Source organism: Asanoa ferruginea (assembly GCF_003387075.1).
In the GTDB taxonomy this organism is placed as follows: Bacteria; Actinomycetota; Actinomycetes; order Mycobacteriales; family Micromonosporaceae; genus Asanoa; species Asanoa ferruginea.
The window spans coordinates 1,253,339-1,272,329 of sequence record NZ_QUMQ01000001.1; the positions used below are offsets into that span (position 1 = coordinate 1,253,339).

At 70.9% G+C, this 18,991-nt stretch carries 17 protein-coding genes; 4 read left to right on the plus strand and 13 right to left on the minus strand.

Going from position 1 to position 18,991, the window contains the following annotated elements; genetic code table 11:
• Positions 1-37 precede the first annotated feature (37 nt).
• Positions 38-667 carry a TetR family transcriptional regulator gene (locus DFJ67_RS06115; RefSeq protein ID WP_203783588.1) on the plus strand — a complete coding sequence of 210 codons (630 nt, stop codon included), beginning with the start codon at positions 38-40 and terminating at the stop codon, positions 665-667.
• On the opposite strand, the gene DFJ67_RS06120 is transcribed toward DFJ67_RS06115, so the two are convergent.
• The 4 genes from DFJ67_RS06120 to DFJ67_RS06135 form a co-directional block, all read right to left on the minus strand.
• Positions 664-1,239 (minus strand): DinB family protein, encoded by a 576-nt coding sequence (locus DFJ67_RS06120; protein WP_116066993.1) that lies wholly within the window; start codon positions 1,237-1,239, stop codon positions 664-666. The two genes, DFJ67_RS06115 and DFJ67_RS06120, sit on opposite strands and share 4 nt — an antisense overlap.
• Positions 1,240-1,301: 62 nt before the next feature.
• Positions 1,302-2,273 (minus strand): CDP-alcohol phosphatidyltransferase family protein, encoded by a 972-nt coding sequence (locus DFJ67_RS06125; protein WP_409362910.1) that lies wholly within the window; start codon positions 2,271-2,273, stop codon positions 1,302-1,304.
• A gap of 241 nt (positions 2,274-2,514) precedes the next feature.
• On the minus strand, positions 2,515-3,423 hold the full coding sequence (locus DFJ67_RS06130) for an NUDIX hydrolase (RefSeq protein ID WP_116066994.1): 909 nt from the start codon (positions 3,421-3,423) through the stop codon (positions 2,515-2,517).
• Between the two features lie 23 nt (positions 3,424-3,446).
• Positions 3,447-4,403 (minus strand): NUDIX domain-containing protein, encoded by a 957-nt coding sequence (locus DFJ67_RS06135; RefSeq protein ID WP_116066995.1) that lies wholly within the window; start codon positions 4,401-4,403, stop codon positions 3,447-3,449.
• Positions 4,404-4,549: 146 nt separating this feature from the next.
• Here DFJ67_RS06135 and DFJ67_RS44535 point away from each other — a divergent pair, with 146 nt between their 5' ends.
• Complete coding sequence (locus DFJ67_RS44535) at positions 4,550-4,981, plus strand: PspC domain-containing protein (protein ID WP_116066996.1); 432 nt, start codon at positions 4,550-4,552, stop codon at positions 4,979-4,981.
• A gap of 700 nt (positions 4,982-5,681) precedes the next feature.
• Here the strand turns inward: DFJ67_RS44535 and guaA are convergent.
• The 5 genes from guaA to DFJ67_RS06165 form a co-directional block, all read right to left on the minus strand.
• Positions 5,682-7,235 (minus strand): glutamine-hydrolyzing GMP synthase, encoded by a 1,554-nt coding sequence (gene guaA / locus DFJ67_RS06145; RefSeq protein ID WP_116066997.1) that lies wholly within the window; start codon positions 7,233-7,235, stop codon positions 5,682-5,684.
• An 11-nt stretch (positions 7,236-7,246) separates the two neighbouring features.
• Positions 7,247-8,278 carry an AF_0692 family protein gene (locus DFJ67_RS06150; protein WP_116066998.1) on the minus strand — a complete coding sequence of 344 codons (1,032 nt, stop codon included), beginning with the start codon at positions 8,276-8,278 and terminating at the stop codon, positions 7,247-7,249.
• 44 nt (positions 8,279-8,322) lie between these two features.
• Positions 8,323-9,990: a sensor histidine kinase gene (locus DFJ67_RS06155; RefSeq protein WP_116066999.1), complete on the minus strand. Its 1,668-nt coding sequence runs from the start codon at positions 9,988-9,990 to the stop codon at positions 8,323-8,325.
• A complete protein-coding gene (locus DFJ67_RS06160) occupies positions 9,990-10,670 on the minus strand; it encodes a response regulator transcription factor (RefSeq protein WP_116067000.1) in 681 nt (226 codons plus the stop codon). The genes DFJ67_RS06155 and DFJ67_RS06160 overlap by 1 nt, the downstream gene beginning before the upstream one ends.
• Positions 10,671-10,797: 127 nt before the next feature.
• Complete coding sequence (locus tag DFJ67_RS06165) at positions 10,798-12,468, minus strand: FAD-dependent oxidoreductase (RefSeq protein WP_116067001.1); 1,671 nt, start codon at positions 12,466-12,468, stop codon at positions 10,798-10,800.
• Positions 12,469-12,530: 62 nt separating this feature from the next.
• Here DFJ67_RS06165 and DFJ67_RS06170 point away from each other — a divergent pair, with 62 nt between their 5' ends.
• Positions 12,531-13,664, plus strand: a complete 1,134-nt coding sequence (locus DFJ67_RS06170; protein ID WP_116067002.1) for an LCP family protein — start codon at positions 12,531-12,533, stop codon at positions 13,662-13,664.
• Here DFJ67_RS06170 and DFJ67_RS06175 read toward each other — a convergent pair.
• From DFJ67_RS06175 to guaB, 4 genes are read right to left on the minus strand one after another with little or no spacing between them, the layout of a single operon-like run.
• Entirely contained in the window at positions 13,661-15,064 is a 1,404-nt protein-coding gene (locus DFJ67_RS06175) for a M1 family metallopeptidase (protein ID WP_116075732.1), read from the minus strand. The two genes, DFJ67_RS06170 and DFJ67_RS06175, sit on opposite strands and share 4 nt — an antisense overlap.
• Before the next feature lie 25 nt (positions 15,065-15,089).
• Positions 15,090-15,752 (minus strand): TMEM175 family protein, encoded by a 663-nt coding sequence (locus tag DFJ67_RS06180; RefSeq protein ID WP_116067003.1) that lies wholly within the window; start codon positions 15,750-15,752, stop codon positions 15,090-15,092.
• A gap of 17 nt (positions 15,753-15,769) precedes the next feature.
• Positions 15,770-16,888, minus strand: coding sequence for a GuaB3 family IMP dehydrogenase-related protein (locus DFJ67_RS06185; protein ID WP_116067004.1), 1,119 nt, complete (start codon positions 16,886-16,888; stop codon positions 15,770-15,772).
• Between the two features lie 10 nt (positions 16,889-16,898).
• Positions 16,899-18,437: an IMP dehydrogenase gene (guaB, locus tag DFJ67_RS06190; protein ID WP_116067005.1), complete on the minus strand. Its 1,539-nt coding sequence runs from the start codon at positions 18,435-18,437 to the stop codon at positions 16,899-16,901.
• Positions 18,438-18,552: 115 nt separating this feature from the next.
• Between guaB and DFJ67_RS06195 the strand changes: the two genes are divergently transcribed.
• Positions 18,553-18,978: a DUF5319 domain-containing protein gene (locus DFJ67_RS06195; protein WP_116067006.1), complete on the plus strand. Its 426-nt coding sequence runs from the start codon at positions 18,553-18,555 to the stop codon at positions 18,976-18,978.
• Positions 18,979-18,991 lie beyond the last annotated feature (13 nt).

Sequence of the window (18,991 nt, forward strand, 5' to 3'; positions counted from 1 at the left end):
CATCGTTCTCCTGAACGGCGTTCACTATAGTGGTGGGATGCCGAGATCGGACAGCGCCGGGTACGCCCGCAACAGCCGCGACGACGTCATCGACGCGGCGCTGCGCATTCTGGACCAGCAGGGCCTACCCGACCTGACGATGCGCCATCTGGCCGCCACGCTGGGCGTCGCGCCGAGCGCGCTCTACTGGCACTTCCCCAACAAGCAGTCGCTGCTGGCGGCGGTCTCCGACCGCATCATCGCCGGAGCGCGCCCACTGGCCGCGGATTCGGGCGATTGGCAGATTGGCGTACGCACGGAGGCGGCGGCCCTGCACGACGCGCTGCTGGCCTACAAGGACGGCGCCGAGGTCGTGTCGAGCACGCTCGCACTCGGCCTGGGCGCCGGCGACCTGCAACGGCGGCTGTCGGCCGCGATCGGGGTGGGCGGCTTCGACAAGCAGACGACGTCACTGGCGGCCGAGACCATGGTCCACTTCATCGTCGGCCACGCGTTCCACCGCCAGCAGCGCATACAGGCCGACAGCCTCGGTGCGGTGGCCCAGGAACACTCCCTCGACCGCGAAGACCCGGCCGTCGACCACCGCGAGCCGCGGGCCTTCGAACTGGGCATCACCCTGCTCGTCGCCGGCCTCGACGCGCAGTCCCGCGCGGCCGCCGACCGCTAGGGCTTGGCCGCCTTGGCAGCCCGCTCGATCTCCGTGCGCCGGGCGGCCCAGAACGCCGCGTCGGCCTGACTCGCGTATTCGGCCCTCGTGCCGGTCACGCCGTCGAGTTGCTCGCGCAGGATGTCGGCGTGCCCGGCATGCCGGCTGGTCTCGGCGAGGCTGTGCACCAGGATGTTGAACAGCTTCACGTCGGGCCGCGGCCACCAGGGCACGTGGCCCGGAGCGTCGATCGGCAACGCGGTGATCGTCACGTCCGCGTGGTCGCACACCCGCTGATAGCGAGCGACGATCTCGTCGCGCATCTCGTGCTCGGTCGCCCACATGTCGGGGCCGTCCGCCGCAGGGTCATCCCACCTCGGGAGGGGCTCGGGAAACGGCCGGTCGAAGACCTCACCGAAATACTTCGACTGCCAGAGCGACAGGTGCTTGACCAGGCCGAGCAGGTTGGTGCCGGTCAGCGTCAACGGGCGCCGGATGTCGTAGTCGGAGAGCCCGTCGAGTTTCCATAACAGCGCCTTGCGAAGCTCGCGCAGGTCGTGGTGCAGGTAGTCCTTCGCGAACTCATCGATCATGGGCCACGAGCCTGCCATGCCCCGCCGGTGCGCTCAACCGCTGCCGGCGGGGTTCGGTGTCGTCAGACCGTGTGGCGCTGGCGGAGCCAGAGCAGCGGGCCGCTGGCCAGGTAGGCCACGACGATCGCGACGAAGGTGACGCGGACGTCGAGCAGGGCGCCGACCACTGGGAGCACCAGGAGCCACGGTGGGAGCTTCACCAGGCGGGCGAGCTTCGCGTAGGGGAAGCTCGACACCATCGCGAAGGCCAGGATCGCGACGCCGGCCACGACGAAGGCGCCCGAGACCGGGAGGCCGATCAGGACGGCCAGGGCGAGCACGGCCGCGGCCATCGTGGTCGGGACGCCGCAGAAGAAGCGGCCGTCCTTCGGCGAGACGTTGAAGCGGGCCAGCCGGATGGCCGCGCAACCGGCGACCAGGGCGCAGGCTATCGCCGCGGCCGCGGTCGACACGGTGCCGGCCAGCGAGGCGTAGACGACGACCGGCGCGGCCAGGCCGAACGAGCACATGTCGGCCAGCGAGTCCATCTGGGCGCCGAACGGGCTGGCCACGCCGAGGCGGCGGGCCAGGATGCCGTCGAGGCCATCGAAGATCACGCAGGCGACCAGCAAGATCGCGGCGAGGCGGACCTCCGACTGCATGGCCATGAAGATCGCCAGCAGGCCCAGGCTGAGGCTGGCCAGCGTGCAGGCGTTGACCACGGCAAACTTGGCGCGGCGGGCCAACGTGCGCTCGCCGGGGAGCAGCGGGATCGACATGCCGATCGTGGGCGCGGCCTCACTAGGGCCCATCGCCGGGCTGACCGGCGCGATCGACTGGATCTCGCGGATCACCAGGGGGTCGACGGCGTGGCTGTCGGGGTGCACCACGGTCATCCGGGAGCGCCGACCGACCCGCACCCGCAGGACCTGCCGGGCGAGAGTGGTGCCGCCGCGACGCAGGCCGTACCACCGGCGACCGCCAGGGCGCGGGCTGTCGAAAGCTATGCGCGGACTATCGGTGGCAATACGCCGACGCCAAGGGGCTCTCGGCACGTGGTTCCTCCAGGTCCGGATCGGAGCTCCGCCGCCAGTCGAGCGACCGCCCGATCTTGCGGTCTACACCATCGCACAGATGGTGCCGGTTGGCGAGACTCGTACACCGCTTTATCGGGTGAACGAGCACAAACGCGACAGAATTCACTTACGTGTCATAGCCGGCGATACAAGCTCTTGGCCCAACCAACGATTATACCGTCTAGGCGACAACATTGGTGATTTGTGACGTCTGGGCAGCTCAGGGGGCCCACGCCGGGATCGCCGCGGCCGCCACATCGGTGAGCGTCAGCCCCCGCACCTCGTCGCGAGTGAACCAGCGCGCATCGGCTGTCGATCCGCTCACCTCGGTCACCCGTGGCTCCGTCGGCGCCGTCACGGTGACCCGATAGATCACCCGCACGGCGTGCCAGTCCATCGGATAGCCCTCCGGGCCGAGCGCCCGCGGGTTGCGATGATCCGACACCGCGAGCAGTTCGACGACCTCGCCGACCTGCGCGGATTCCTCCGCGAGCTCGCGCAGCAGCCCGGCGGCCGGCTGCTCGCCGAAGTCGGTCCCGCCGCCCGGCAGGTGCCACTTGCCCGCACCGGGAAAACCTTGCGAGATCAGCGTCAGGAGTACGCCGCGCGGCGAGGTCACCAGGCCGTAGGAGGCGAACCGCTGACCCTGGTCTTTCTTCCGGGGCGGTGGCGGCTGGCGGCGGCCGAGCGGGTGGGGCGCGGCGAAGTCGAGCGGGACCACCGGCTGGCCGAGCAACTCGGCGGTGAACGGCATCAGCCGCAGGTCGGGCAGGTCGCGCTCCGGCACCCAGGCGACGTCGTCACTGGTGCCGGCCACTTCTCGGCGGAGGGTGCCACTGCGCACCTCGACCTCGTACACGATCAGGTCGAAATGCCAGGCCAGGTCGATGTCCCAGAGCTCGCGCACGGAGGCCAGCGCGGTCAATGGCCGGCGGATCGCGATCTCCAGGCCGGTCTCCTCGCGGTATTCGCGAACGAGCGCGTGCTCGGGCGACTCGCCGTGCTCGAGCCCGCCGCCGGGGATCTGCCAGACGCCCGGGAAGTCGGACTTATCGGACGAGCGGGCGAGCAACACCCGATCGCCGTCACGGCACAGCCCGTACGCGCCGATCCGTCGCCGTTGCTCCATGAACAAATGATCTTAGATCTTCGTCAGTCGCCCTGCTCAGGGAAGGCGGCGCGGACAGCGTCGGCGGTGACCTCGGTGATGCTCGCGGGAGGCAGCGCGCGGAGCTCGTCGGCCGGGAACCAGCGGGCTTCGTCGGTCGATCCGCCGACGTCGCCGACCCGAGGGTCAGCGGGGTCGTCGACGGCGACGCGGTAGAAGGCGCGGACGCCGTGCCAGTCGATCGGGTAGCCCTCGGGCCCGAGCGAGGCCGCGTCACGGTGACTGGCGACGCCCAGCAGTGCGACCAATCGCCCGGTCTGACCGGTTTCCTCGACCAACTCGCGCAGCAGGGCCTCGCCCGGCTGCTCGCCGAAGTCGGTGCCGCCGCCGGGGAGATGCCAGCAGCCGGCGCCCGGGTAGCCGGGTGCGACCCGGGTCATCAGCATGCGGCCGGCCGGGTCGGTGGCCACCGCATAGGCGGCGAAGCGCTGGGCCCGGTGCAGCCCGTCGGGCCCCGGCGCGGCGTAGAACGACGGAAAGTCAGGAGTCTCGTCGGGCCGCAGGTCGATCGAGCCGGGCGGAAGGCCGAGCGCGGTGGCGGTGAACGGCCGCAGCGGCAGGCCCTTGGCCTCGTCGAGGGTGTGCCAGCGGGCCAGGTCAGTCGGTTGCCCGACGCGGTCGAGCAGGGTGCCGCCCCGCACCGACGCGGCGTAGATGAGGCGGTCGGTGTGGATGGTGACACCGCGGTGCGGGAGGGCGCGCATGTCGGCGAGGACGTCGTGGAGGCCGGTCACGGTGATCGACAGCCCGGTCTCGGCCGCGCTCTCCCGGACAACGGTGTGGTTGGGGTCTTCGCCATGGTCGACAGCGCCACCGGGTAGCGACCAGGCACCGGGGGTGCCGGAGCGCGTCGAGGCCCGGACGAGCAGCACGCGACCACTGCCGTCGGTGCAGACGGCATAGGCCGCGATGCGGCGGAGGGGTTCGAGCGCAGGGGTCACAGAGGGAGATTCTTCCCGAATCACACGACACCTCCGGGGGCGGAGTCGGATTGCTGACAGCTGATCACCCGCAGGGGTCAGGATTCAGGGTACGGGTCCGGGCGGTACCCGAGGTAGGACCGTCCTGTCGGGTGGACTGTAGAAGCATGACGACGAGCGCGAACCCACCGTACAAACAACTCCGCCGCACCACCGACGACAAGATCATCGCAGGCGTCTGCGGTGGCCTAGGCCGCTACTTCGGCGTCGACCCAGTACTGATGCGCGTGATCTTCGCGGTCACCGTGGTCCTGACGGGCGGCCTGGCCCTGTTCGCCTACCCGGTGCTGTGGTTCCTGATGCCGGAGGACCGCCCGATGGCCCCGATGGCCGTACCGCCGTGGCAGGGTGGCGGCGCATCGGCAAGCTGGCAGGCCGCAACGCACGGCAACAGCCACTACCAGCCGCCGACCTACCAGCCACCGTCCAACCCGGACCCCGCGCCCTACCAGGCGCCGGCGGACCACTCGCCCTACGACACCCCGTCGGACCAGCCGCCGGCCGGTGGCGAGGGCGACTCCACGCCGCCTCGAGCGTGACGGGCTCGGGCCGAGGTCACCGTCCGCGGCGCGACCGACCTGCGCCGCGGGCCGTGACGGCCTCGGCTTGAGACGGGCCGCCCGGGCGGGCGACCCAACCGCAACGCAAGTCCGACGTTGCGGGAGCGACGACCTAGACCAGAGGCCGGTCCCGGCGGCGGCCCAGGCCTGACCGCAACCCACGACCCACGCCGCGGAAATGACGGCCCAGAGCAGAGGCCGCTCCCGGCGGCGGCCCGGGCCTGACCACAACCCACGCCACGGAAACGACGGCCCAGACCAGAGGCCGGTCCCGGCGGCGGCCCAGGCCTGACCGCAACCCACGACCCACGCCGCGGAAATGACGGCCCAGACCAGAGGCCGCTCCCGGCGGTGGCCCAGGCCTGACCACAACCCACGCCACGGGAACGACGGCCCAGACCAGAGGCCTCTCCCGGCGGCGGCCAGCCAAAGCCTGACCGCAGCCCACGACCCCCGCCGCAGCGACGACTTGGCGTGAAAGGTCGAGTCGCGGGCGGCGACCTGCGCCGCAAGGACGTCGGCCACAGTGGTCACTCCCGGCGGCGAGCGAGCCCGACCGCAGGCCGCGGCTTGCGCCAAGCGGACGACGGGCTCCGACCAGAAATCATTCAGCGGCGTGGCCGCCGAACTCAGCCTCGGGCCGCAACCCACGACGGGGAGTGAGTGGGGTGACCGCCGGTTACTCCCACTCGATGGTGCCCGGGGGCTTGCTGGTGATGTCGAGGACGACGCGGTTGACTTCGGGGACCTCGTTGGTGATGCGGGTGGAGATTCGGGCCAGCAGCTCGTAGGGCAGCCTTGACCAGTCGGCGGTCATCGCGTCTTCGCTGGACACCGGGCGCAGGACCACCGGGTGGCCGTAGGTGCGGCCGTCGCCCTGGACCCCGACGCTGCGGACGTCGGCCAGCAGGACCACCGGGAACTGCCAGACGTCGCGGTCGAGGCCCGCCGCGGTCAGTTCTTCGCGGGCGATCTGGTCCGCCGCGCGGAGCACCTCTAGCCGGTCGTGGCTGACCGCGCCGATGATGCGGATCGCCAGGCCCGGGCCCGGGAACGGGTGTCGCCAGACCATCGGGTCGGGCAGGCCCAGGGCCGTGCCCAGCGCGCGGACCTCGTCTTTGAAGAGCGTGCGGAGCGGCTCGACCAGCGAGAACTTGAGGTCTTCGGGCAGGCCGCCGACGTTGTGGTGTGACTTGATGTTGGCGGTGCCGGTGCCGCCGCCGGACTCGACCACGTCGGGGTAGAGCGTGCCCTGCACCAGGAACTCGACGTCGCCTTCTGCGGCGATCTCGCGGGCGGCCTGCTCGAACACGCGGATGAACTCGCGGCCGATGATTTTGCGCTTCTGCTCGGGGTCGGTGACGCCGTCGAGCGCGGTCAGGAAGCGGTCGGCCGCGTCGACGACCTTGAGCTTGACCCCGGTCGCCGCCACGTAGTCTTCCTCGACCTGCTCGGCCTCGCCGGCCCGGAGCAGGCCGTGGTCGACGAACACGCAGGTGAGCTGGTCGCCAACTGCCTTGTGGACGAGCGCCGCGGCCACTGCCGAGTCGACGCCGCCGGACAGGCCGCAGATGACCTCCTTGTCGCCGACCTGCGCGCGGATCGCGGCGACCTGGTCGTCGATGATGTTGTCGGAGGTCCAGCTCGGCGCGATGCCGGCGATGTCGTAGAGGAACCTGGTGAGCATGTCCTGCCCGTGGGCGGTGTGCCCGACCTCCGGGTGGAACTGGGTGCCGGCCCGCCGCCCGGCCAGGTCTTCGAACGCGGCCACCTCGGCGCCGGGCGTGGCGGCGGTGACGGTGAAGCCGGCCGGCGCCTCGGTCACGCTGTCGCCGTGGCTCATCCACACCGGCAGCGACGCCGGGAGGTCACGCAGCAGCACACCCGCCTCGGGCGCCACGCGCAGCTCGGTGCCACCGAACTCACGCCGCCCGGTGTGGGCGACCGTGCCGCCGAGCGCCTTGGCCATCGCCTGGAAGCCGTAGCAGATGCCGAACACCGGGACACCGGTCTCGAACAGGTCGCTCTCGACCTGCGGGGCCCCCGCCTCGTAGACGCTGGACGGCCCGCCGGACAGGATGATCGCGACCGGATCCTTGGCCAGCATCTCCTTGACCGGCATCGTGTGCGGCACGATCTCGGAGTAGACCTTCGCCTCCCGCACCCGGCGCGCGATCAGCTGTGCGTATTGCGCGCCGTAGTCGACGACGAGTACCGGGCGAGGCATGGTCATGCGTCCGGAGTTTACCGACCGTGTTGGCCGACCCCCACCGCGCTCACCCCCTCCCCGACCTCCGCCGGCGCCTCCGCGCGGCGGGCGACGACCCGGCGGGTGATCAGCAGCAGCACCACGGCGGTGAGCGCGAACACGGCGTTGCCCGCATAGCGGACCCCGTCGCTCGGCGCGAAGAGCAGCGTCAGCACGAAGCCCAGCCAGGCATAGGTGAGCAACGCGCCCGCCAGCAGCCCCACAAGGTGCCGGTCGGACCAGCCCGGCCGGCGGGCCAGCCAGGCGACCGCGGCCGCAGCGGCCGAGACGATCGCGACATCCAGCCAGAACCCGAGCCAGCTCTCCGGCACCAGCGCGTGCGAGCCGGCCGTAACGAACGTCACCACACCGAGCAGCCAGGGCCGGGGCAGCCAGCCAGGCGTGCGCGGCGGTGACAGATGGGGGGAGCTCGCGGCGGCCGGATCCCGCCGTGGCAACAGGAAACCCACGATGATCAGCGCGATCGCGGTCACCGCGGCCACCACCAGTTGGTGCGGCGCCGCCAGGAAGCCTTCCTGGTCGCGGAGGTCCTTGAAGATCAGCCAGCAGCCGAGCAGATAGAACACGAACGTGACGCATAGCCCGGGCCGGCCCAGCCACGGGTCGGTGCGCCGGGCGGGGAACCACAGCTCGACGAGGGCGATCGGCACGCCGATGCTCCACACCGTGTGGCCGACCAGGAACGCGGCCGCGTTGTAGGCGCTCAACCCCAGCCACGGCACCGGTGTCACGCCGCGCTGGTCGAGCCCTTCGAACGTCGCGTTGAACAGCGACTGGTCGACCAGGCCCGCCTCGATCACCCCATAAGCGGTGGCCAGCAGGAAGATCGTCGGCCAGCCCCGGCCGGTGCGCCGCGCCAGCTCGCGGACCAGCAGCGCGCCGCAACCGTAGAGCGGGACCAGGACCGGAAGCAGCGGAAACCGTTGGACGGGGACGTTGCCCAGCAGGTATTCGCCCACCCACGGGGCGAGCACCAACAGCACGAGCACGGGCCAGAAGCGACGCATGTGAATAGCGTGGCGGGGGACGGTGAGGTGGGGGTGAGGGCGGATTAAGAGTTCGATGAGAGGGGCAGCGTCACCGTGAACACCGCCCCGGCGACGGAGATTGTGCCGCCGTGCGTGGTCACTACCGATCGGGCGATCGCCAGGCCCAGGCCCACGCCGCCGCCCGGCCCGCGCGCCGGGTCGCCCCGGAAGAAGCGCTCGAAGACGGCGTCCGTCAGATCGGCCGGCACACCCGGACCCTCGTCGGCCACGGTCAGCCGCGCGCCGGAGTCCGATCGGGACACCTCGACCGTCACCGCTCCCGCGCCGTGCCGCAGCGCATTGTCGACCAGAATCCACACCAGCCGCCGCAGCGCGTCCGGATCACCGGCCACCACCACCCGGGCGGCCGGATCACCGACCACCACCGCCGAGACGGCCGGCTCACTGCCCACCACCGCCGAGGCGGCCGGCTGACTGCCCACCACAACCCGGGGATCGCGATCACCGGCCACCACCGCCGAAGCGCTCGGATCACTGCCCTCCGAAGCCCGGGCATCCCGATCACCGGCCACCACCGCCGAAGCGGCCGGATCACCGCCTTCCAAAGCCCGGGCATCCCGATCACCGGCCACCACCGCCGAAGCGGCAGGATCACCGCCCTCCAAAACCCGGGCATCCCGATCGCCGGCCACCACCACGGAGGCGCCGGAGGACGACGCCGACGCCTGACGGCATACCGACGTGGCCACCTCGAGGAGATCCACGGGAGAGGTCGACAGCGCCACGCCGCCGTCTGAGCGGGCCAGCAGCAGGAGGTCGTCGAGCAGGCGGGCCATGCGCGCGCTCTCGGCCACCAGGTCGTCGAGTGCCGCTTCGCGGTCGTCGGGGCGGGCCGCCGGGTGTGTCCGCAGGAAGCCCACGTTGCCGCGAATCGTGGTCAACGGCGTGCGCAACTCGTGCGACGCGTCCGCCGTGAAGCGGCGCTGCGCGGAAAGAGCCGACTCCATCCGCCGGTACGCCGATTCGAGCCGGCCCATCATCGTGTTGAAGCTGGTCGTCAGCCGGCCCAGGTCGTCGCGTTGCCGTACCGCCGGCAGCCGCCGGGTCAGGTCCTCCGAGCCGCCCACCGAGTCGGCCAGCGAAGCCAGCACCCGCAGTGGCCGCAGGGCCCGGCCGACCGCGAACCAGGTCGCCGCGAACGCCGCCACCAGGCCGAGGAATCCCACGGCCGCCAGTACGACGATCATCCCGCGGCTCTGCACCTGGATCGCCCGGATCGGCTGGGCCGCGACGACGTAGCCGGCGCGCCCGAGATCCGGGCGCGACCAGGGCACGACCCGGACCCGGGTGTCGACCCCGGACACCGGCACGGTGGCCACGACGAACCCGGCCCGGGACGCCGCCGCCAACAACGTAGGCGGCACACCCGGCGGCCCCGCGCCGATGTGGCCGGTCGAAGAGAGCACCGCTCCCGCGCCGTCGAGCACCACCACGACCGCTTCGCCGGTCGCCACCGCGTCGACCGGAGTCAACGGCGGGCGGGCCACGAGCGCGTCGCCGGGTAGCTCGGCGAGCCCGGACACCGCCGCGCTGGCCCGCTCGGCCAACAGCTGATCCTGGTCCTCGGCGAAACCGTAGGAGAGCAGAAGATAGATCAGCACGGCGACCACCGTGTAGATCACGGCGACTACCGCGACGCCGAACAGGGTGACCCGGGCCCGGATCGACATCAGGCGTCGCTTCGCAGCACGTAGCCCACGCCCCGCACGGTCTGCACCAGCCGCGGCTCGCCGCCGGCCTCCAGCTTGGCCCGCAGATATCCGATGTAGACGTCGACGACGTTGCTGGCCACCGGTTCGCCGCCCCACACCGCGGTCAACAGGTGGGGCCGGCTGAACACCTGCCGCGGATGCCGCGCGAGGTGCGCAAGCAGGTCGAACTCCAGGGCGGTCAGCGCGATCGACCGCGCGCCGCGGCGCACCTCGCGGGTCGCCGGGTCGACCACCAGGTCGGCGAAGCGCAGCACGCCGGCCGGCCCGGACGCCGGCGCCCGGCGGAGCAGCGCCCGCACCCGGGCCAGCAACTCCTCGGGCGCGAACGGCTTGACCAGGTAGTCGTCGGCGCCGGCGTCGAGCCCGTCGACCCGGTCGGCGGTCGCGTCCCGGGCGGTCAGCATCAGCACCAACGCGGTGCCGCCGGACGCCCGCAGCGCCCGGCAGACGCCGAAGCCGTCGAGCCCGGGCAGGTTGACGTCGAGCACCACGAGGTCGGGCGCGTCGCGGATCGCCGCCGCCAGCCCGGACGGTCCGTCGGCGGCCAGCACAACCGGATAACCCGCGTATTCCAGCGATCGCCGCAGCGCGGCGGCGACCCGCGCATCGTCTTCGACCACCAGCACCCGCGCCGCCATGGCCGGCACGCTAGCGCAGCACCGCCCACCACCGCAGGACTGCTCACCACCGCAGGACCGCAAGCAAGAAGGGCAATACATGTTCTTTCATGTACGCACGTAAAAGAACATGTGCGCCCTGAGAGACCTACCGCAAGGCGCCGGGTGCCGACGTCGGCACAGCCGGGCGGGCCGGCCAGACACGGGAGACGGGTGCGTAGGCGGACCCCAGCGGCGGCCGCGGATCGGCGGCGCCCTTGTTGGGCCAGAACGACAGCGCCCGCTCCGCCAGCGCGGTGATGGTCAGCGACGGATTGACGCCAAGATTCGCCGGCACCGCCGCGCCGTCGACGACGTGCAGGCCGGGATGCCCGTACACCCGCTGATAGCCGTCGACCACCCCCGCGGCCGGCGCCGCGCCGATTGCCGCGCCGCCCAGGATGTGTGCGGTGAGTGGGATGTCGAACGCCTCGGTCAGCGAGCCGCCGGGCACCCCGCCGATCTCCTCGGCGAGCAGCCGGGCCGCCGTGTTGCCGGCCGGCACCCAGGTCGGGTTGGGCGCGCCGTGGCCGGGCATGCTGACCAGCCGCCCGCGCCGCCAGCCGAGCGTCAGCGAGTTGTCGACCGACTGCATCACCAGCGCGATCACCGTGCGCCGAGACCAGTCGCGCACCGACAACGCGCGCAGGTAGGTCAGTGGCGACGAGACCAGCGTCGCCAGCAGCCGCCGGACCCGGTGCGGGCCACCGTCGACCAGCGCCGACTGGAGCAGGCCCATCGAGTTGGAGCCGCGCCCGTAGCGGACCGGTTCGATGTGCGTACGCGAATCGGGGTGAAAAGAACTGGTGATCGCCGCACCTTCGGAGTAGTCGACCGCCGACCGGCCGGGCACCGTCGCGCCGAGGATCGCCTCCGAGTTGGTCCGCACCAACGCCCCGACCCGGTCTGACAAGGACGGCAAGGAACCGGCAGAGCGCATCCGATGCAACAGCTCCACCGTCCCGAGCGCCCCGGCGGCGAACACCACCTGGCCGGCGTGCACGGTCGACCGGCCCCCGAACCAGCTACCGGTCCGCCTGGTGGAGACGACATAACCGCCGGCAGGAGCAGGCCGCACCCCCGTCACCGTGGTCAGCGGTCGAACCGTCGCACCCAACCCCTCGGCCAGGTGCAGATAGTTCTTGACCAGGCTGTTCTTCGCGCCGTGCCGGCAACCGGTCATGCAGGCGCCGCAGTGCAGGCAACCGGTGCGGGACGGCCCGGCCCCGCCGAAGTAGGGATCGTCGACCGTCTCTCCCGGCCGGCCGAAGTGAATGCCGACCGGCGTCGGGTGGAACGTGTCGGCGACGCCCATCCGGGTCGCCACCGCGTGCATCGCCCGGTCGGCGGCGGTGGTCTTCGGATAGGTCGCCACCCCCAGCATCCGCTTGGCCTGGTCGAAGTGCGGCGCCAGCTCGGCCCGCCAGTCGGCGATGCCCTGCCACTGCGGGTCGGCGTAGAAGTCGGGCAGCGGCTCGTAGAGCGTGTTGGCGTAGACCAGCGACCCGCCGCCGACCCCGGCGCCGGAGAGCACCAGCACCTTGTCGCCGGGCGCGCTGCGGCCGGCCGGGCGCAGCATGCTGATCCGCTGGATGCCGAAACAGCCGAGTTTGGGCGCCCAGAGGAAGCGGCGCAGCCGCCAGGAGGTCGCCGGCAGTTCCGCGTCGGTGAACCGCCGGCCGGCTTCCAGCACGAGCACCGAATAGCCCTTCTCCACCAGGCGTAACGCGGCGACGCTGCCTCCGAAACCGGAGCCGATGACGACCACGTCGTAACCCATGCCCTCATCATTACCGGCGGGTAGCTGTTGCGCCATCGCGAACTTCAGTCATCATTTCCGGCGTGACTGGCTGGGGAAGCGCACGCTGGCAGCGGCTCCGCGGGCGCAGGCCCGTCCTCTGGGTCGCGGCGGCGGTGATCGCGGTGCTGCTCATCGGTGGTGCGGTGTTCGCGGTGACCGCAAGCGGCGATGGACCGAAGCCGTCCGTGGCGGCCAGCGCACCGCCGAGCCAGGCCGCGCCGACCGAGGCCGCACCCACGCCCAGCCCCACGGTCCAGCCCGGCGCCGACATCCGCGGCCCGCTCGACCTGCTGCTCGTCGGCGTCGACACCCGGGTCTCCATCCCGAGCTGGGAGCCGCACGCCGACGCGGTGCTGATCCTGCACGTCAACGCCGGCCTCGACAGCGGCTATCTGTTTTCGCTGCCGCGTGACCTGGTCGTCGACATCCCCCGGTTCCCGAAGTCGGGCTACGGCGGTGGGCGGACCAAGCTGACCCACGCGATGAGCTACGGCAGCAAGCGCGGCAAGGGCAAGCCCTCGGCGGCGCAGGGTTTCCAGCTGCTCAGCCAGACGGTCAGCCGGTACACCGGGATCAAGAAGTTCCAGGCCGGCGCGATCCTCAACTTCGGCGGCTTCCAGAAGCTCGTCGACGAGCTCGGCGGCGTCGACATGTATGTCGACCAGAAGGTGGTCTCGAAGCACCGCCAGCCCAACGGGCACGGGCGCACCCTCCGGGGCGGCGACTACGTCGGACCGCAGGCGACCTACAACCCTGGCAAGCGGCACTTCGTCGGCTGGCAGGCGATCGACTACGCGCGGCAGCGCTACACCGCGGGCGGCGACTATGCCCGCCAGCGCCACCAGCAGCAACTGATCAAGGCGATCCTCACCAAGGCGTTGTCCACCGGGTTGCCGACCGACGCGGCCGCACTCAACCGGCTGCTCAAGGCCCTGGGCGGCTCGGTCGACGTGATCACAGGCGAGCGCACCCCCATCGAGTACGCGTTCGCGCTGCACCAGTTGGCCCCACAGAACCTGAAGCTGGTCTCGCTGCCCGGCAGTGGCGTCGGCTCGGGCAGCGGCTATCGGGGCGAGCAGCTCACCTCGGTCGGCCGTGGCTTCATCACTCAACTCCGGGCGGGCAAGGCCGACGCCTACCTCAAGGCCCACCCGACGCTGCTGGTCAAACGCTAAGAGCCGGGTTTGGGCGGTGCGGTCTTCGAGGTCAGCCAGGCCAGCAGGAACTCGCGCAGCGGCTTGCCGGCGACCCGCTCGGCCAGCGCGATGAAGTCTTCGGTGGTCGCGGAGGCGTTGCGCTTCTGGGTCGTCCACTCCTTTAGGATCTTGAAGAACGCGTCGTCGCCGACCTCGAGCCGCAGGGCGTGCACGGTCAGGCCGCCGCGGGTGTAGACGCCGTTGCCGAACAGCCCCGCCCGGCCCGGGTCGTAGGCCGGTTCGGCCCAGTTCATCCCCTCGTACTGCCGGTCGAAGGAGGCATTCACCGACGGCCCGCCCTCGTGCTCGGTCCACAGCCACTCGGCGTAGGTCGCGAAGCCCTCGTTGAGCCAGATGTCCTTCCACTGTGCGATCGACACGCTGTCGCCGAACCACTGGTGTGCCAACTCGTGCGCGACCACCCACTCACTGGTCGACGACGCGAAGAAGGCGTCGCCGTACACCGGGCGGGACTGGGTCTCCAGCGCGTAGCGGATCCGGTTGTCGTCGACCACGACTCCCCCGTACGCGTCGAAGGGGTATGGCCCGAACTGGGTTTCCAGGAAGTCGGCGATCTCGCCGGTGCGGGCCATCGCCTTGTCGGCGTTGCCGCCACGGCCCAGCGTGTTGTCGACCGCGGTGATCAGCGGCTTGCCGTTGTGTGAGCCCGTGCTGACCCGGAAGTCGCCGATCACCACGGTGGACAGATAGCTGGCCATCGGCTCCGACTCGGTCCACCGCCAGGTGGTCCAGCCGGCCTGGTCGGTCTTCTCGCCGAGCACCCCGTTGCTCAGCACCGAGATGCCGGCCGGCACGGTCATCTCCAGCGCGAAGGTGGCCTTGTCGCTCGGATGGTCGTTGACCGGGTACCAACTGCTCGCCGACTCGGGCTGGCCGAGCGCGATCGCGCCCTTGGGCGTCGACAGCCAGCCACCGGTGCCGAGTTCCGGGCTGGTGATCGGCTGCGGCACACCGGCGTAGGTCACCACCGTGGTGAACGTGCTGTCCTTGTGCAGCCCTGATTTCGGCGTGACGACCAGCTCGTCGGCCTGGCGTTGCTGCTGCGCGGCCGCACCATCCACGGTGACCGCCGAGACCTCGGGGCCGCGATAGTCCAGGTTGAACCGGGACAGGTTCTGGGTCGCCTTCGCGGTGATCTTGGCGGTGCCTTCGAGCTTGTCGGTGGCCGGGTCGTAGCGCAGTGTCAGCGCATATCCGGCGACGTCGTAGCCACCGTTGCCGTAGGTCGGGAAGTAGGCGTCGCCGACGCCGTCGGCGCCGGGGACGAATCCCTCGTCGGCGTTGCTGGACTTGGTGCAGGCGGCCGCGCCGCCGATGGTCAGGACCGCCAGGACAGCGAGCGCCGATCGCCTGATCATCATCACGAGAGCCTATCTTCCGGAGTCACGGGTGAGCCTGCGGACGCGTTTGGCGAAAGGGTTGGTCCTTCTGCGCGGTGAACCGCTGCACGACCCCGAGCAGGATCAGCGAGAAGAGGCCCGCGTTGCGGTTGAACAGCGACAGCAGGATGGCCAGCCCGAAGATCGCAGTGCTGCCCAGTGCGGGCAGGATCTGGTCGCGCAGCGACCGCGTGTCACTGGGGCGGCGCAGCCAGGGATGCCGGGCGATATACCAGGCTTCCAGCAGCATCAGCAGGCCGATGCCGAACAGCACGAGCAGGTAGAAGATCGCCGCGTCGGGGTGCGACGCGTCCTCGGCGAACAGCCGGGCGGTCGGGTATGGCAGGAACACCACGAGCAGCAGCCACAGCGCGTTGAGGAAGAGCAGCCGCTCGTCGTAGTCGTCGAGGCGTTCCCACAGCCGCCGGTGCGCACCCCAGAACTGCGAGATCACCAGGAACGAGACGGCGAAGCCGCCGAACTGCGGCGCGATCCGGTCGAGCTGGGTGCGGATCGGCTCGTCCGGGCTGTCGGTGGCGAGGTCGACCAGCGGCAGGACGAGCAGCGTGAGCGCGATCGACATCACCGCGTCACTGAACGAGATGGCGCGGTCGAGACTTCGACCGCGCCGCTCGCGTATGTCAGCCAGCTCGTCCGGATCGGACATAGGCCTCAGTATGGCGCCTACCGGTCGATGACCAGGCCGACCTTCTGGAACTCCTTGAGGTCGCGGTAGCCGCACTTGGCCATCGCCCGCTTGAGCCCGCCGAACAGGTTGAGCTGCCCGTCGGGGTCGTCGGCCGGGCCGTAGAGGAGCTGCTCCAGGCTGCCCAGCGGCGGGCCGGCCACGCCGAACGCGCCACGAGGCAGCTTCGGGTGGCTGGACACCGAGTGCCACCAGGCACCGCTGGCCGGAGCCTCGGCGGCCTGGGTCAGCGACTCGCCCAACATCACCGCGTCGGCACCACAGCCCAGCGCCTTGGCGATGTCGCCGGAGGTCTGCACGTCGCCGTCGGCGATCAGGTGCACGTAGCGGCCGCCGGTCTCGTCGAGGTAGTCGCGGCGGGCCGCGGCGGCGTCGGCGATCGCGGTGGCCATCGGCACCCGGATGCCCAGCACGGTGTCGGTGGTCGACCACTCGTCGGCACCCACCCCGACGATCACGCCGGCGGCGCCGGTGCGCATCAGGTGCAGGGCGGTCTTGTAGTCGGTGCAGCCACCGACGATCACCGGCAGGTCGAGGTCGGCGATGAACTCTTTGAGGTTGAGCGGCTCGTCGGTGGTCGAGACGTGCTCGGCCGAGACCAGCGTGCCCTGGATGACCAGGATGTCGACGCCCGCGTCGAGGATCACCGGTGCCAGCGCGAGGGTGTGCTGCGGCGAGACCCGGACCGCGACGGTGACGCCGCCCTCGCGGATCTCGCGGACCCGCTCGGCGATCAGCTCGGGGCGGATCGGCTCGGCGTAGACCTCTTGCAGCCGGCGGGTGGCCGGAGCGTCCTCGTCGAGGGAGGCGAGCTCGTCGAGGATCTTGCGCGGGTCCTCGTAGCGGGTCCACAGGCCCTCGACGTTGAGCACGCCGAGCCCGCCGAGCTGGCCCAGGGCCACCGCCGAGGCCGGGCTCATCGTGGCGTCACTCGGGTGCCCGACGCAGGGGATCTTGAACGGGTAGGCGTCGAGCTGCCACTGAGTCGACACGTCGTCGACATCGCGGGTGCGGCGGCTCGGCACGATCGCGATGTCGTCAAGGTGATAGCCGCGCAACGCGGTCTTTCCCATGCCGATCTCGACCACGTCACGCACTTGGGCGCTCCTATCGGGAGTGGTAGTTGGGTGCCTCGACGGTCATCTGGATGTCGTGCGGGTGGCTCTCCTTGAGCCCCGCCGCGGTGATCCGGATGAGCTGGCCGCGCTGGTGCATCCCGGTGATGTCGGGAGCGCCGACGTAGCCCATCGCCGCGCGCAGGCCGCCGATGAGCTGGTGGGCCACCTGGGACAGCGGGCCGCGGTAGGGCACCTGGCCCTCGACGCCCTCGGGCACCAGCTTGTCCTCGCTGAGCACGTCGTCCTGGAAGTAGCGGTCCTTGGAGTAGGACCGGCCCTGCCCGCGCGACTGCATCGCACCGAGCGAGCCCATCCCGCGGTAGGACTTGAACTGCTTGCCGTTGATGAAGATCAGCTCGCCGGGGCTCTCCTCGCAACCGGCCAGCAGGCTGCCCAGCATCACCGAGTGGGCGCCGGCCACGATCGCCTTGGCGATGTCGCCGGAGAACTGGATGCCGCCGTCGGCGATGACCGGGACGCCGGCCGGGCCGGCCGCGCGGGTGGCCTCCATGATCGCGGTGATCTGCGGCACGCCGACCCCGGCGACGACCCGGGTGGTGCAGATCGCGCCCGGACCGATGCCGACCTTGACCGCGTCGGCGCCGGCCTCGACGTGTGCCTTCGCGCCGGCGTAGGTGGCGACGTTGCCGCCGACGACCTCGACCTGGGTCTCGCGCTTGAGCCGGGCGACCATCTCCAGCACGTTGCGGCTGTGCCCGTGTGAGCTGTCGACCATCAGCACGTCGACACCGGCGTCGATGAGCAGGCGGGCCCGCTTGTAGGCCTCGTCACCCACGCCGACCGCCGCGGCGACCCGGAGCCGGCCGGCGTCGTCTTTGGTCGCGTTGGGGAACTGCTCGCTCTTGGTGAAGTCTTTGACGGTGATCAGGCCGCGCAGCCGGCCGCTCTCGTCGACCAGCGGCAGCTTCTCGATCTTGTGCTGGCGCAGCAGCCCGAGGGCCTCGGCCTTGGTCACCCCGACGCCTGCGGTGACCAGCGGCATCCGGGTCATGATCTCGTGCACCGGGGTGTTGCCGTTGGTGACGAAGCGCATATCGCGGTTGGTCACTATGCCGACCAGCGCACCGCCGTTGTCGACCACCGGGACACCGGAAATGCGGTAACGACCGCAGAGGGCGTCGACGTCGCGCACGGTGTCATCGGGGCTGCAGGTGACCGGGTTGGTGATCATGCCGGCCTCGGAGCGCTTGACCAGGTCGACCTGAAGGGCCTGGTCTTCCATCGACAGGTTGCGGTGCAGCACGCCGATGCCGCCGTTGCGGGCCATCGCGATCGCCATCCGGGCCTCGGTCACCGTGTCCATGGCGCTGGACATGAGCGGAATGCCGAGACGCACGTTGCGGGTGAGGAAGGTGCCGGTCTCGACCTGGCTCGGCACGACGTCGCTCTCACCCGGTTGGAGGAGCACGTCGTCGAACGTGAGACCGAGCGGCACGGTCGCCGCGGAGCCGGCTCCCGGGTCTACGAAGGTGCCGACCGGCAGGTCGTTGACGGGCTTGTTGTCCATGGTTAGTCCCCTCAGCGGCGCGATACGTCATGCTACCCGCGCGGGCGCGCGGACCGGCCGGCGCGGCCCCGCTCTGGGCAGGCGCGACAGGCCCGAAAACGACTACGGTGGGAGGGTGAACGACGAGCCCATCGATCCGTTCAAGGACGACCCCTCCGCGGGGCTCTCCGACGACGCGGGCGACGACGACCCGACCCTCGACCCGTTGACCGAGGTCGAGCGGCAGGACGTGCTCGAGGACCTCGCCGACCTCGAGGTTTACCAGGCCCTGCTGGGCCCGGTCGGGATTCGTGGGCTGGTCATCGAGTGTGAAGACTGCCACGAACCCCACTATTTCGACTGGGACCTGCTCCGCGGCAACCTGCGTCACCTGCTGAGCTCCGGTCGGCCCCGGGTGCACGAGCCGGCCTATGACCCTGATCCCGATCACTATGTGACCTGGGAATACGCCAAGGGTTACGCCGACGGCGTGCACGACACCCTGGCGGATGAAGCCGACGATCCCGAGCTGCCCGGCAAACCGGACAGCCCGGGATCATGATCGTCACACCCTG